This window comes from Isoptericola sp. F-RaC21 (assembly GCF_038593535.1).
In the GTDB taxonomy this organism is placed as follows: Bacteria; Actinomycetota; Actinomycetes; order Actinomycetales; family Cellulomonadaceae; genus Isoptericola.
Window position 1 is genome coordinate 465,532 of the sequence record NZ_JBCFYX010000002.1, and the last position, 14,153, is coordinate 479,684.

Here is a 14,153-nt window from a genome sequence, read left to right on the forward strand (position 1 = left end):
CGTGACCGTCACGACCACCCCTCCTCGCGGCGACGTCGCGGCCCCGACGCGGGCGGCCGGCACCGGCCGCCCGCGCCGGGGACCGGCCAGCTGGTGGCGCGGGGGCGGGCTGCACAGCCTCGTGTTCCTGCTGCCGCTGCTGGTGATCTTCGGCGTCTTCTCGTGGTTCCCGATCGTGCGCGCCGTGATCATGAGCGTGCAGGAGACGAACCTCGTCACCGACCCGACGTTCGTCGGGCTGGACAACTTCCGGCACGTCCTGGCCGACCCGCTGCTGTGGAAGGCCGTGCAGAACACCCTGTACTTCGCGTTCCTGGCGCTGCTGTTCGGCTACCCGGTGCCCCTCGTGGCGGCGGTGCTTATGCGGGAGGTGCGCCGCGCACGCGGGCTGTACTCGGCGCTCGCGTACCTGCCGGTGGTGGTGCCGCCCGTCGTCGCCGTCCTGCTGTGGAAGTTCTTCTACAAGGGCGGGCCGACCGGCGTGTTCAACACGGTCCTCGGCTGGGTCGGGCTCGGTCCCTACCCGTGGCTGCAGGACGCGTCCTGGGCGATGCCGTCCCTCGTCCTGGCCGCGACGTGGGCCGGGGCGGGCGGCACGGTCATCATCTACCTGGCGGCCCTGACGAGCGTGCCCGCCGAGCTGTACGACGCCGCCGAGGTGGACGGCGCCGGCCTGTGGCGCAAGATCTGGCACGTCACGCTGCCGCAGCTGCGCGGCGTCCTGTTCATCACGCTGATCCTGCAGGTCATCGGCACGGCGCAGGTGTTCCTCGAGCCGTACCTGTTCACCGGCGGCGGGCCGAACAACGCCACCGTCACCGTGCTGCTGCTCATCTACCGGTACGCGTTCCAGAACAGCCTCGGGGGCGACTACGGCGCCGCGACCGCGCTGTCGCTGATGCTCGCGGCGGTCCTCGCGGTCTTCTCCGTCCTCTACTTCCGGCTCACCCGGTCCTGGAGCACGTCATGACGCTCTCGCCCACCGACCGCCCCCGCCCGGCACCCACCGCGCGTCGTCGTCCCGCCGCCGACGACGGCGACCGCGGCGCGCTGTCCGCGCCCGACTGGCGCCGCCCGGCGGTGCGCTGGGGGATGGGCGGCACGCACGTGCTGCTCCTCGTGCTGCTCGTCGTCGTCGGCCTCGGGCCGATGCTGCTGCTGGCGAAGTACGCCGTCACGCCCACGCAGGACATCCTGCGCACGCCGATGGCCCTCTTCCCGCACGGCGTCGCGTGGGAGAACCTCGAGCGGGCCTGGAACGACGTGCAGATCAGCCGCTACTTCATGAACACGGTGTGGCTCGCGCTCGGGTCGTGGGCGTCGCAGATCGTGGTCGCCACCACGGGCGGGTACGCGCTGTCCGTGCTGCGGCCGCGCTACGGGCGGGTGGTGCAGGCGCTGGTGCTGTCCACCATGTTCGTGCCCGCCGTCGTGCTGCTCGTGCCGCTGTACCTGACGATCCTCGACCCGCCGCTGCTGGGGCGGTCGCTGGTCGACAGCTTCTGGGCCGTGTGGCTCCCGGCCGGAGCCAGCGCGTTCAACGTGCTGCTGGTGCAGCGGTTCTTCGACAACCTGCCGCGCGAGGTGTTCGAGGCGGCGCGGGTCGACGGCGCCGGGCCGTACCGACTGTTCTGGTCGGTCGTGCTGCCGATGTCGAAGCCGATCCTCGGCGTCGTGTCCGTGTTCGCCGTCATCGCGGCCTGGAAGGACTTCCTGTGGCCGCTGCTGGTGCTCAAGGACCCGGCGATCCAGCCGCTGTCCGTGCGGCTGCCGGCGATCGAGGCCTCGACCGACCTGGGCGTCTTCCTCGCCTCGCTCGCCATCGCGACCGTGCTGCCCGTGGCGATGTTCCTGGTCTTCCAGAGGCTGTTCCTGCGCGGCGCCGGGCTCGGGGGAGCGGTCAAGGGCTGACCCCGCGAATTGTCAGACCCAGGGGGCGCTATAGCCCGCCGTGGGTCTGACAACTCGCGCGGTGGTGGGTCAGGCCCGGGCGAACGTCCCGGCGAACGCGGTCCAGGACTCCGGCGCGAGGCGCACGCGCGTGGTGCCGCCCTCGCCCGGCGTCGCGGCGGCGGCGACGTCGACGGCGGACCAGCAGGCCTCGGCGACCTTCGCCGCGTGCTCCGGGCCCTCGACGGCGGGCTCGTGGTCCGCGACCATCTGCCAGCCCTCGACCAGGCCGAGCGCGGCGCCGACGTGCGCCAGCTCCACCTCGACCACCCGGTCGGACCGGTTGGTGAGGAACAGGCCGAGCGAGCCGTCGTCGTCCACCGTCGCGGCGGCCGTCACGACCGGGGCCGAGCCGTGCCGCGCGGTGTCGTACGACGGCGCGTCCACGCGGACGTCGAGCGCGGTGCCGCGGGCCAGCCGCGACGTCGTCGCGAACGGGTGGAAGGTGGGCTGACGCCACGCCTCGCCGCCGGGGGCGGTCATGATCGGCGCGATGACGTTGACGAGCTGCGCGAGGCAGGCCACCGGCACGCGGTCGGCGTGGTTGAGCAGCGTGACCAGGAGGTCGCCGACCACCACGGCGTCGAGGCCGGAGTAGACGTCCTCGATGATGCGCGGGGCGTCGCGCTGGATCGGCAGGTTCTCCTCGCCCGGGAAGCGGGTCTCGAGGTACCAGACGTTCCACTCGTCGAAGCTGATGGTGATCTTCTTGTCGCTGCGGCGCTCGGCGCCGACGGCGTCCGCGGACGCGACGACGCGGTCGATGAAGCGGTCCATGGCGGTGCCCGAGGCGAGGAAGGACGCGCGGTCGCCGCCGACCTCCTCGTAGTAGGCGTGCATGGAGATGTGGTCGACCAAGTCGTACGTGTACGACAGGACGGTGCGCTCCCACTCGCCGAACGTGTCCATCTGCATGGAGGAGGAGCCGCAGACGATCAGCGAGATCGACGGGTCGACGAGCTTCATGGCCTTGCCGGCCTCGGCGGCGAGCTTGCCGTACTCGTGGGCGTCCTTGTGGCCGATCTGCCACGGGCCGTCCATCTCGTTGCCCAGGCACCAGAGCTTCACGCCGTACGGCTTCTCACGCCCGTTGGCGATGCGCAGGTCGGCCCAGCGGGTGCCGGCCTCGCCGTTGCAGTACTCGACCAGGGCCGCGGCGGCCGCGACGCCGCGGGTGCCGAGGTTGACGGCCATCATCGGCTCGACGCCCTCGCGCTCGGCCCACTGCAGGAACTCGTCGGTGCCCACCAGGTTGGGCTCCACCGTGCGCCACGCGAGGTCGAGGAACGGCTTGCGCTGCTCGACAGGGCCGACGGCGTCCTCCCACACGTAGTTGGAGACGAAGTTGCCGCCCGGGTAGCGCACCATCGGGACGCCGAGCTCGTGCACCAGGTCGGCGACGTCGCGACGGAAGCCGTGCTCGTCGGCCTCGGGGTGCCCGGGCTCGAAGATGCCGGTGTAGACGGCGCGGCCGAGGTGCTCGACGAACGAGCCGAACAGGCGGCGGTCGACGGCGCCGCGGCGGAAGTCGGGGTGCAGGGTGACGCGCGCCGCGGTGGCGCCAGCGGTGGCGTCGGGAGTGGTGGGGGCGGGGCGGGCATCGGTCTGGGGAGCCGTCATGGGTCTCACGTTCCTCGTCGAAGTGGGCGATGGTGAAGCCACCGTGTACAACGATGTAGAGTCAACCACGGTCGCCGCGCGCGGCACCAATCGGCCCAGGATGGTCTGGGCTCGGACGACTCGAGGAGGAATCGGCATGCGCAGAGGCTTGCGACGCGCCGTGGCGGCGTCGGCCGCCGGGCTGGCCGGCCTGTCGCTCGCGGCGTGCGCGCCCGGCGACGACACCGGACCGGCGAGCAACACGAGCTGCAGCAACACGATCACGAAGCCCGACGCCACCCAGGTGACCCTGTGGGCCTGGTACCCCGCCGTCGAGCAGATCGTGGACACGTTCAACGCCCAGCACGACGACGTCCAGATCTGCTGGACCAACGCGGGCCAGGGCGCCGACGAGTACGGCAAGTTCTCCACCGCCCTCGAGGCAGGTACCGGCGCGCCCGACGTCATCCAGCTCGAGTCCGAGATCCTGCCGACCTACACGATCCTCGACGGGCTGGCCGACCTCGCACCGTACGGCGCCGGTGACCTGGAGGACCAGTTCCCGGCAGGGGCGTGGTCCGACGTGTCCAGCGGCGACTCGGTGTACGCCGTCCCCGTCGACGGCGGCCCCGTGGGCATGCTGTACCGGGCCGACATCTTCGACAAGTACGGCGTCGAGCCGCCGACCACCTGGGACGAGTTCGCCCAGGCCGCGCAGGACCTGCGCGACGCCGGCTACGACGGCTACATCACCAACTACGCCACCAACGGCGGCGCGTTCAACTACGCGCTGTTCGCGCAGGCCGGCTGGGCGCCGTTCACCTACGACCCCGCCCAGCGCGACCAGATCGGCATCGACGTCGACACCCCCGAGGCGCGCAAGGTCCTGTCCTACTGGGAGGACCTCATCGACCGCGGGCTCGTGTCCAGCGACGACGCGTTCACCAGCGACTACAACACCTCCCTGGTGGACGGCACCTACGCGGTCTACATCGCCGCCGCCTGGGGACCCGGCTACCTCGAGGGCCTGTCCGACGCGGACTCCGGCGCCGAGTGGAAGGCCGCGCCGCTGCCCCAGTGGGACCCGGCGAACCCGGTGCAGGTCAACCAGGGCGGCTCGGCGCTCGCGGTCACCTCGCAGGCGAAGGACCCGGAGGCCGCCGCGACGGTCGCGATGGAGCTGTTCGACGACGAGGAGACGTGGAAGATCGGCGTCGAGGACGCCGGGCTCTTCCCGCTGTGGAACCTCGCGCTCGACGCGCCGTGGTTCACCGACCGCCGCTACCCGTTCTTCGGCGGCCAGCAGGTCAACCGCGACGTGTTCCTCGACGCCGCCGCGCAGTACCCGGGCTTCACCTTCAGCCCGTTCCAGGTGTACGCGTACGACCGCCAGACCATGGCCCTCTACGACATGGTCGAGGGCCCCGCGACCGCCGCCGACGCGCTGGCGACCATCCAGGACAGCCTGGTGCGCTACGCCGAGCAGCAGGGGTTCACGGTCCGATGACGCGCACAGAATCGACCGGAGGGAGCGCCTCGATGGCCTCGACGACGACGAAGCCGCCCGCCGCGCCCGCCCGGGCCGGGAACCGGCGCGGCGGGCAGAGCCTGCTGGACACGAAGCGACAGTGGTGGGGGTGGCTCTTCCTCGCCCCGTTCACGGTCGTGTTCGTGCTGTTCCTGCTGGTGCCGCTGGCGTACGCCTTCTGGCTCAGCCTGCACACCAAGGGCATCGCGACGGGCGGCGAGAGCGTCTTCACCGGCGTCGCCAACTACGTGCGCGTGTTCACGGACGCGGACTTCCTGTCCGGCATGGCCCGCGTGGGCAAGTTCGTGCTCGTCATGGTGCCGATCCAGATCGGCCTCGCCGTGGCGATCGCGCTGGTGCTCGACACGCTCGCCACCAAGCTGTCCCAGGCGTCGCGGCTGCTCGTGTTCGTGCCGTACGCGATCCCGGCCGTCATCGGCGCGCTCATGTGGGGCTTCCTGTACAGCCCCCGCTTCGGCCCGGCCAACGACATCTTCGGGGTCTTCGGCCTGAACGCCCCCGACTTCCTGTCCCGGGACCTCATCTTCGGCTCGCTGGTCAACATCGTGACCTGGCAGTGGGTCGGCTACTACATGATCATCGTCTACGCCGCGCTGCGGGCGATCGACCCGTCGGTCTACGAGGCGGCGAAGCTGGACGGCGCCGGCAACTGGGCCATCGCGTTCCGGATCAAGATCCCGATGATCGCGTCGTCGATGGTGATGATCGTGGTGTTCGCCCTCATCGGCACCCTGCAGTTCTTCACCGAGCCGACGGTGCTGCGGTCGGTCGCGCAGGGCGCGATCCCCACCACCTACACCCCGAACATGTACGCGTACTCGATGGCGTTCTCCTACAGCCAGTTCAACTACGCCTCCACGATCGCGTTCGCGCTGGGGATCCTCGTGTTCATCGGGTCGTACATCTTCCTGTACGCGACCCGCAAGCAGAGCGGACTGAAGTGATGACGACGGCGACGACGACGCAGACCTCCGCGCGCGGCACCGAGCGGCGCGCCGGCGGACGACCCCGCGGACAGCGACGGATCGGCTCCCACCTCTTCCTGCTCCTCGCGGTGCTGTACTTCGTGGTGCCGCTGTGGTGGCTCGTGGTCGGGTCCACGAAGTCGAACAGCGGACTGTTCGTGGGCTCCGGCGGCGCCCTGTGGTTCAACGACGAGTTCGCGCTGTGGGACAACGTCAAGCAGCTGTTCACGTACCAAGGCGGCATCTACTGGACGTGGATGCGCAACTCGTTCGTGTACGCGATCGTCGGCGGCGTCGGCTCCACGGTGCTCGCCGTGCTGGCCGGGTACGCCCTGGCGAAGTACCGGTTCCGGGGGCGCAACCTCTACTTCTCCATGCTGCTGGGCTCGGTCATGGTGCCGCTCACGGCGCTGACCATCCCCACGTTCGTGCTGCTCAGCCAGCTCGGCATGATCAACACGATGTGGGCGGTCATCCTGCCGTCGCTGCTCAGCCCGATCGGCGTCTACCTCGTGCGCGTGTACGCCGTCGACGCCATCCCGGACGAGATGCTCGACGCCGGCCGCGTCGACGGCGCGGGGGAGCTGCGGCTGTTCTTCCGGGTGGCGCTGCCGCTGCTGCGCCCGGCGTTCGTCACGGTGCTGCTGCTGACCACCGTCGCGACGTGGAACAACTTCTTCCTCCCGCTGGCGGTGCTGCGCGACCCGCAGCTGCTGCCCGTCACCGTGGGCATCAACCAGTGGCAGGCGCTGTCGAACGCGGGCGCGGGCGGCGAGCAGGTGTGGAACCTCATCACCACCGGCGCGCTCGTCTCGATCCTGCCCCTCATCGTGGCGTTCCTCGGCCTGCAGAAGTACTGGCAGGGCGGCCTGTCCCTCGGGTCGATCAAGTGAGCGCCGGCGCCGGGCGCCGCAGGCCGTCCCGTGCGGCGGTTGCCCTAGGCTGTGGGGGGCGAACGGGGAGGTGAGCGGCATGCGCGTGACCATGCACGACGTGGCCCAGCGGGCGGGCGTGTCGATCAAGACGGTGTCGAACGTCGTCAACGGGTACCCGCACATCCGGCCCGAGACCCGCGAACGCGTCGAGGAGGCCATCGAGCACCTCGGCTACCGCCTCAACACCACGGCCCGCAACCTGCGCACCCAGCGCACGGACATGATCACGCTCGCCGTGCCGGAGCTGCGGCTGCCGTACTTCGCCGAGCTCGCGGACTCCGTGATCCGGTCTGCCGAGGAGCAGGGCCTCACCGTGCTCATCGAGCAGACCGGGTCGGTGCGCGAGCGCGAGATCGAGCTGCTGGACGGCCGGCGCCGGCACCTCACGGACGGCGTCATCTTCTCCCCGCTGGCGCTCGGGCAGGACGACGTCGGCCTGTTCGAGGTCGACTTCCCGCTCGTCGTGCTGGGCGAGCGCGTCTTCGACGCCCCGGCCGACCACGTGACGATGAACAACGTGGCGGCCGCGCGCGCCGCCACGCAGCACCTCGCGTCCCTCGGCCGGAAGCGGATCGCGGTCGTCGGCGCGCACGAGGGCGAGCTGGTCGGCTCGGCCGCGCTGCGCACCGAGGGCTACCGCCAGGGGCTCGAGGCCGCCGGGCTGCCCTACGACCCGGCGCTGGTGAGCGAGGCGGGGCTGTGGCACCGCTCGACCGGGTCGGAGTCGATGGGCCGGCTGCTCGACTCCGGCGTCGAGATCGACGCCGTCTTCGCCCTCAACGACGCCATGGCCCTCGGCGCGCTGCACGCGCTGCACGCGCGCCGGATCGACGTGCCGGGCGACGTCGCGCTGATCGGCTTCGACGACGTCGACGACGTGCGCTACTCGGTGCCGACGATCAGCTCCGTCGACCCCGGGCGCGAGCAGATCGCCCGTACCGCGGTGGACCTGCTCGTCGAGCGCATCGCGGGCGGCTCCGACCGGCCCTACCGGCGGGTGGTCACCGGGTCGCGGGTCGTGGGACGGGAGTCCACCGGCGACGCGGCGGAGGGCGAGGAGAACGTCGTCGCCGTCCAGCCCGGCGGCAACGAGGAGATCGTGTCGCCGGTCAGCGCGACGGCGTGAGGACCCGCGGCCCGGGCATGTCCCGCAGGCCGCGCAGCGGGCTGCGCACGGCGCTCAGGCAGGCGACGCAGTGCACCGCCGCCATGAGCAGCACGGTCTCGCGGACGCCCAGCACCTCGCCGAGCGCGCCGGCGGCCAGCCCGGCGAGCGGCATCGTGCCGAAGTTGACGAACTGGCTCGTCGTGACGACGCGGCCCATGAGCGGCTGCGGCACGTAGCGCTGCCGCCACGCGCCGCGCACCACGTTGCCCGCGACGACCGCGAGCCCGACGAGGAAGAGCCCGGCCACCGTCCAGGCGATCCGGGCGCCGCCGCCCCCGAGCCCCACAAGGAGCGCGGGCGGGCCGCCGGCGACCATGAGCAGCACCGTGGCGCGGGCACTGCCGAGGCGCCGGCTGAGCCAGGTCGCGACGCTGGCGCCGAGGAGCCCGCCGCAGGCACCGACGGTCATGACGACGCCCAGCGCGGAGGGGCCGAGCCCGGCCGTGTCCACGAGGAACAGCACGAGGAGCGCGGTGTAACCGGTGAGCCCGAAGTTCGAGATCCCGCCCACGACGACGAACCAGCGCAGATAGCGGTCGGCGGCGACGAACGCCACGCCCTCGCGGATGCGCACCCGCAGCGGGGCGGTGGGCGGTACCTCGGGCCGGCGTACCGCGCGGACGCGCCAGAGGCACACGGCCGAGACGACGAAGCTCGCCGCGTCGAGGGCGAGCCCCGCGGCGGCGCCGAGCGCCTGGGCCATGGCGCCGCCGAGGCCCGGGCCCGCCACCTGCATGCCCGACTCGGTGCCGAGCAGGCGGGCGTTGGCGGCCTCGAGCTGCACGCCGGGCACGACCTGGGGGAGGAAGACGACGTAGGCGGTGCGGAAGAAGACGGTGCTGACGCCGGCCGCGAGCGCGGCGCCGACCAGGTGCGGGAGGGTCAGGGCGTCGAGGGCCGCCGCCACGGGGACGCTGCCGATGGCGACGGCGGCGACCAGGTCGGCCGCGATCATCACGGCCCGCGCGGGGAGCCGGTCGACCCACGCGCCGGCCGGCAGGCCGATCACGAGCCACGGCAGCCAGGCCGCCGCGGTGAGCAGGCCGGCGACCGCGGCGCCGGCGTCGAGCTCGAGCACCGCGACCAGCGGCAGCAGCACCGACGTGGTGGCGTTGCCCAGCACGCTGACGCCCTCGCCGAACCAGAGCCGCCGGAACCCGGGGTTGCGGGCCAGGGGCGCAGGGTCGGAGCCGGCCACCCGGCCCGTCGTGGCGGTCATGGCTGGGCGGGGAACCCGCGGGCGAAGACGAGCACGGGCTCGCGCTCGACGTCGTCGTCGGGCCGAGGGCGCTCCGCCCACCGCACGAGGACGGCGGTGAGCTCCTCGCCCATTGCGGCGAGCTCGGCGGGGGACAGGTGCACCCAGGTCTCGGTGGAGAAGGCGGCGCGGTCCCACTCGGGGGCCGACTCGGCGTTCGCCTGCCAGTCGCGCACGCGCTCGAGCTGGCGCTGGAGGTGGAGCGCCTCGGCGGCCTGGGCGGCGGTGACGGCGGCGGGGTCCTGGGCGAACTCCTGGCGCGACCAGCGCAGGCGCGGCGCGACGAGTCGCCACCAGCGCTCGCGCCGGTCGCGGGCGAGCTCGGGGGCCTCGGCGACGAGGCCCGCGTCGTGCAGCACCTTGAGGTGGTGGCTGGCGCTGCCGACGGCCTGCCCGGTGCGGCGGGCGAGCGCGGACGCGGTGGACGGCCCGTCGACCTTGAGCGCGTCCATGAGGCGCGCCCGGTAGGGGTTGGCCAGCGCGGCGAGCGCCTTCGCCTCGGTGACGGTGCGCACGGGTTCGGGCGTGCGCTCGGGGGCGGGTTCGTGAGCGGGGACGGGAGGCTCGGTCATGCCGCCACCGTAGACCCACAAGAGTTGTTGTACAAGAGTTCTTGTGGAACTGGGTTCAGGCCGCGGATCTCCCGGACGCCTGGGCGTCGACCCGGTCGAGACGGTCGGCGGCGAGCCGGCCGGCCGCCCACAGCCAGAAGCCCGGCCCCACCAGCACCGCCAGCAGCGGCAGCGCCCAGGCGGCGGCGAGCAGCGCCCCGGCCACGACGAGCACCGCGAGGGACGTCGTCGGGCCGAGCAGGGGGAGCAGCAGCAGGAACCGCCACGTGTCGACGACGCCGCGGTCGTAGCGGGACACGACCACCGGCCACGCGGCCAGGACGACGGCGCCCCACGCGGCGACGACCAGCAGCCCCCCGGTCAGCACGGCCCGCGCCGGCCCGTCGAGCAGGCCGAGGGCCACGCCGTCGAACCACAGCAGGGCGCCGACCGCCCAGACGGGCGCGAAGAGCGCGTTGGTGCGGCCGAACCCGTCGCGCCAGGCGCGCCAGAACGTGCGCCAGGGGGTGGGCTCCGCGGTCATGCGGGCGGCGACGACGCCGCCGGCCCGCAGCGCCGGGCCGAGGCCGAGCAGCACGCCGCCGGCCAGGGCACCCAGCGCCACCATGACGGTCACCTCGACCAGCAGGGTCGCCCAGCGCAGCGCCAGCATGACGCCGCCCGCCCAGCCGGGCACCTCCGCCTCGGCGACGGCGGCGCGGGCGGCGGCCCGCTCCGGCACGGGCGCCGTCACGGGAGCCTCGTGGCGAGGGTGACGCGCCCGGCGTCGTCGAGCGCCTCGAGGCACAGGGCGGCGCGGTCGCGCACGGCGTCCCACCCCGGGTGCACGACGGCGGACACGGCCGCGCCGTCGGCGGCGGTCCAGGCGAACCGCCCGCCGCCCAGGGCGCGCACGTCGGCGCGCGGGGGCAGCGGCCCGACGGCGCCGTCCTGGACCTGCGTCGGGTCGGCGCCGGGGGTGAGCTGCTCCCAGTCGCCGTCGAGGATGGCCGGGTCGACCGGCCACCGGGAGACGTCGTCCACCTCCCGGTCGGCACCCGCCCACGGCTGCGGGGCCACGAGCGGCCAGCCGTCGTGCGTCCACACGAGGCGCCGCAGCTGGAGGCGGTGCTCGGTCGGCGCGTCCGCGTCGCGCACGTGGTGCACCAGGAGCTGGCGCCCGTGCGAGCCGGCCTCCGGCGCCACGCCGGGGCGGGAGGCGGGCACCCGTTCGGTGAGCACCGACGCGTGGCCCGGGGCGAGGATCCCCGGCCCGCCGGCGAGCCGGTGGCCGGACAGCACGGGCACGCCGACGGCCCACGGGTCGGCGTCGAGGTCGGTCATGAGGCGGCCGGCGCGGTCGCGGTACGGGCCGGGGACGGCGTCGCCCACGGCGGCCCGCAGGTGGTAGCTGCCCGCGAGCGAGTCGTACGACACCAGCAGGGCCCAGCCGCCGCCGGGGCGGGCCAGGACGAACGCGCCCTCGACCGCGCCGTCGGCGGAGCGTGCCCGCCGGGCGAGGAGGCGGCCCGGAGCCGCGTGCAGCTCGCCCGGGGCGGGGGCGAGGCCCTCGGCGACGAGGCCCGTGGCCGCGTCGAGCGGGAGCACGTGGATGCCGCTGAAGAACGACCCGTAGACGAGCCACTGCGACCCGTCCGCCTCCGTGACGACGTTGGCGTCGATCGCGTTGGGCTGTCCGAGTCCCTCGGGCGGCTCCGCGTGCTCGCTCGCGACCACGATGCCGCGGTCGGTCCACGGGCCGGCGGGGTGCGGCGCGTCGGCGAGGCCGATCGCGGACCGGCGGGAGCCGAACGTCGAGGCGGAGTAGTACATCCGCCAGACGACGCCCGCGCCGCCCGGGACGTCCGGGACATCGACGCGCACGACCTCGGGGGCCCAGAGGCCCTCGGCGCCGGACCACGCGGAGGCCGGCCCGGGCACGCCGGGCAGGGCCCAGCCGTGGAAGTCCCAGGTCACCAGATCGGTCGAGCGGCGCACCTGCACGCCCCCGCGGACGGGGCCGTCCCAGCGGGCGTCGGTGGAGAAGAGCCAGTAGACGCCGTCGTCGTCGCGCACCGCGGTGGGGTCGTGCACGTGGCGGCCGCCCCAGGCGGAGGTGTCGGGCGCGCCCGGACCCGTCGTCGTGTCGGTCTGGGTCACGGTCAGCCCTTCGTGCCGGTGAGCGCGACGGACTCGATGATCTGCCGCTGGAAGACGAGGAAGACCACGAGGATCGGCAGCAGCGCCACCACGGACGCCGCCATGATGAGCGGGTAGTCCCGCTGGGTCGCGTACTGCACGTTCATGTTGGCGATGACCACCTGCAGGGTCTGCCGCTCCGGCGTGTTCAGGTAGAGGATCGGCGCGAGGTAGTCGTTCCAGACGGCCATGAACCACAGGATGAACTGGGCGGCGACGGCCGGGCGGATGATCGGCATGATCATGCGCCAGAAGATCTGCCAGTAGGAGGCGCCGTCGATCTTGGCGGCCTCGACCAGCGAGTCCGGCACGCTCGACAGGTACTGGCGCAGGAAGAAGATCATCACGATGTTGCCGAAGATCGCCGGGACGATCAGGGGCAGCAGGGTGTCGACCCAGCCCAGCCTCGAGAACATCACGAACTGCGGGATCATCAGCGTGGGGAACGGGATCATGATCCCGGACAGCAGGCCGATGAAGATCGCGTTCTTGAACGGCATGCGCATCTTGGCCAGGGCGAACGCCGCCAGGGCGCAGGTGAACGTGCCGACCACCGTGACGGACAGCGACACGATCAGGCTGTTGCGGATGCCGTCCAGCACGAAGGAGTCGCTCCACATCCGCACGTACGTGTCCCACTGGGGCACGTCGGGGATCCAGACGGGCGGGAGGGCGAAGACCTCGAGCTTGGTCTTGATCGAGGTGGAGAACATCCACAGCAGGGGCGCGACCATGAAGATCGCGCCCGCCGCGAGGATGACCCAGACGACGGTGTCGGTGAGGCGCGAGCGCGCCCGACGCCCGAGGCGGGGGTGCGTGCCGCTGCCCGTGGCGGGGGCGGCCGGGGCCGTGGTGGTGGTCATGATGTCTCCAGGCCTCAGTCGATGGCGAAGCTGTTGCGCCGGTTCAGGCGGAACTGGACGAGCGTGATGATGAGGATCAGCACCCCGAGCACGATCGCGCCCGCGGTGGCGTAGCCCATCTGCCGGTACTGGAAGGCCTGCTTCCAGATGTAGAAGACGGCCGAGGCCGTCGAGTACTCGGGGCCGCCGGTGGGCGTCATGATGTTGATCTCGGTGAAGATCATGGCGCCGCCGATGACCTGCGTGACGACGAGGAAGAACGTCACGGGGCGCACCATCGGCAGCGTGATCGCCCGGAACTGGCGCCAGGCGCCTGCGCCGTCGAGGGCGGTGGCCTCGTAGAGCGAGCGGGGCACGGACTGGATCGCGGCCAGGTACAGCAGCATCGAGTACCCGAGGCCCTTCCAGACCATCATGAGGATGATGGCGGGCTTGGACCACGTCGGGTCGGCGAGCCAGTTGGGGCCGTCGATCCCGAAGAAGGCGAGGAACTGGTTCACCAGCCCGAAGTCGCCGTTGTAGGCCCACTGCCACAGGATCGCGACGGCGGCGATCGACGAGATCACCGGGATGTAGTAGATCGTGCGGAAGGCGGTGAGCCCGACGATCTTGCGGTTCATCGCGATGGCGAGCGCCAGCGAGATCGCGAGCCCGATCGGGATGCCGAGCATGTAGAAGAACGTGTTGAACAGGGCCTGGCGGAAGCGCTCGTCGCCGAGCAGCGCGACGTAGTTGTCGAGACCGATGAACTGCATCGGCCCCAGGCCGTTCCACCGGGTCAGCGACGCGTACAGCGCGAAGAGCGTCGGGTACAGCACGAACAGCAGGTAGCCGAGCACGGGCGCCGCGACGAACAGCAGCGCCCACTTCTTCTCGTTGCGGTGCAGGCGTGACGAGCCGCCGCCCGGCCGCGACGAGGCCGGCGCGGTGTGGGGCGCGGGCTGCGGCGCGGGGGTGCGACGGCCGGCGGTCGCCGGCGAGGCCGTGGACGTCATCGCTGACTCCTTCGTCCGGGGTGTCCGGTGGGTGCGGGAGGGCGGGCCGGCCGCCGCCGTCGGGGGACGACGACGGCGGCCGGCTCGGGGGACCGGGTCGGTCGGCCGGGGGAAGGCGGGG

The 14,153-nt window shown here is 72.6% G+C and carries 13 protein-coding genes; 6 read left to right on the forward strand and 7 right to left on the reverse strand.

All coding sequences use genetic code 11. From position 1 onward, the window contains the following. The first annotated feature begins 1 nt into the window (after position 1). Both AAG589_RS07525 and AAG589_RS07530 read left to right on the forward strand, forming a co-directional pair. Positions 2–970: a carbohydrate ABC transporter permease gene (locus AAG589_RS07525; RefSeq protein WP_446719686.1), complete on the forward strand. Its 969-nt coding sequence runs from the start codon at positions 2–4 to the stop codon at positions 968–970. Then, positions 967–1,911 (forward strand): carbohydrate ABC transporter permease, encoded by a 945-nt coding sequence (locus tag AAG589_RS07530; RefSeq protein ID WP_430566625.1) that lies wholly within the window; start codon positions 967–969, stop codon positions 1,909–1,911. Before AAG589_RS07525 ends, AAG589_RS07530 begins: the two co-directional genes overlap by 4 nt. Before the next feature lie 69 nt (positions 1,912–1,980). On the opposite strand, the gene arfA is transcribed toward AAG589_RS07530, so the two are convergent. Further along, the gene (gene arfA, locus AAG589_RS07535) at positions 1,981–3,570 is read right to left on the reverse strand and encodes an arabinosylfuranosidase ArfA (protein ID WP_430566626.1); all 1,590 of its coding nucleotides are present in this window, start codon (positions 3,568–3,570) and stop codon (positions 1,981–1,983) included. Positions 3,571–3,706: 136 nt separating this feature from the next. Here arfA and AAG589_RS07540 point away from each other — a divergent pair, with 136 nt between their 5' ends. The 4 genes from AAG589_RS07540 (at position 3,707) to AAG589_RS07555 (ending at position 8,124) form a co-directional block, all read left to right on the forward strand. Beyond that, entirely contained in the window at positions 3,707–5,056 is a 1,350-nt protein-coding gene (locus tag AAG589_RS07540) for an ABC transporter substrate-binding protein (protein ID WP_430566627.1), read from the forward strand. A gap of 32 nt (positions 5,057–5,088) precedes the next feature. Then, entirely contained in the window at positions 5,089–6,042 is a 954-nt protein-coding gene (locus AAG589_RS07545) for a carbohydrate ABC transporter permease (protein WP_430566628.1), read from the forward strand. Then, entirely contained in the window at positions 6,042–6,956 is a 915-nt protein-coding gene (locus tag AAG589_RS07550; protein WP_430566629.1) for a carbohydrate ABC transporter permease, read from the forward strand. Before AAG589_RS07545 ends, AAG589_RS07550 begins: the two co-directional genes overlap by 1 nt. Positions 6,957–7,035: 79 nt before the next feature. Beyond that, complete coding sequence (locus tag AAG589_RS07555; protein WP_430566630.1) at positions 7,036–8,124, forward strand: LacI family DNA-binding transcriptional regulator; 1,089 nt, start codon at positions 7,036–7,038, stop codon at positions 8,122–8,124. On the opposite strand, the gene AAG589_RS07560 is transcribed toward AAG589_RS07555, so the two are convergent. From AAG589_RS07560 to AAG589_RS07585, 6 genes are read right to left on the reverse strand one after another with little or no spacing between them, the layout of a single operon-like run. Continuing rightward, on the reverse strand, positions 8,108–9,385 hold the full coding sequence (locus AAG589_RS07560; protein WP_430566631.1) for an MFS transporter: 1,278 nt from the start codon (positions 9,383–9,385) through the stop codon (positions 8,108–8,110). The genes AAG589_RS07555 and AAG589_RS07560 overlap by 17 nt on opposite strands. Then, entirely contained in the window at positions 9,382–9,996 is a 615-nt protein-coding gene (locus AAG589_RS07565; RefSeq protein ID WP_430566632.1) for an ArsR/SmtB family transcription factor, read from the reverse strand. The genes AAG589_RS07560 and AAG589_RS07565 overlap by 4 nt, the downstream gene beginning before the upstream one ends. Positions 9,997–10,051: 55 nt before the next feature. After that, positions 10,052–10,729, reverse strand: coding sequence for a DUF624 domain-containing protein (locus AAG589_RS07570; protein ID WP_430566633.1), 678 nt, complete (start codon positions 10,727–10,729; stop codon positions 10,052–10,054). Next, positions 10,726–12,135 carry an arabinan endo-1,5-alpha-L-arabinosidase gene (locus tag AAG589_RS07575; protein ID WP_430566634.1) on the reverse strand — a complete coding sequence of 470 codons (1,410 nt, stop codon included), beginning with the start codon at positions 12,133–12,135 and terminating at the stop codon, positions 10,726–10,728. The genes AAG589_RS07570 and AAG589_RS07575 overlap by 4 nt, the downstream gene beginning before the upstream one ends. A gap of 2 nt (positions 12,136–12,137) precedes the next feature. Continuing rightward, the gene (locus tag AAG589_RS07580; protein ID WP_430566635.1) at positions 12,138–13,037 is read right to left on the reverse strand and encodes a carbohydrate ABC transporter permease; all 900 of its coding nucleotides are present in this window, start codon (positions 13,035–13,037) and stop codon (positions 12,138–12,140) included. A gap of 14 nt (positions 13,038–13,051) precedes the next feature. Next, positions 13,052–14,032, reverse strand: a complete 981-nt coding sequence (locus tag AAG589_RS07585) for a carbohydrate ABC transporter permease (protein ID WP_430566636.1) — start codon at positions 14,030–14,032, stop codon at positions 13,052–13,054. Between the last annotated feature and the right edge of the window lie 121 nt (positions 14,033–14,153).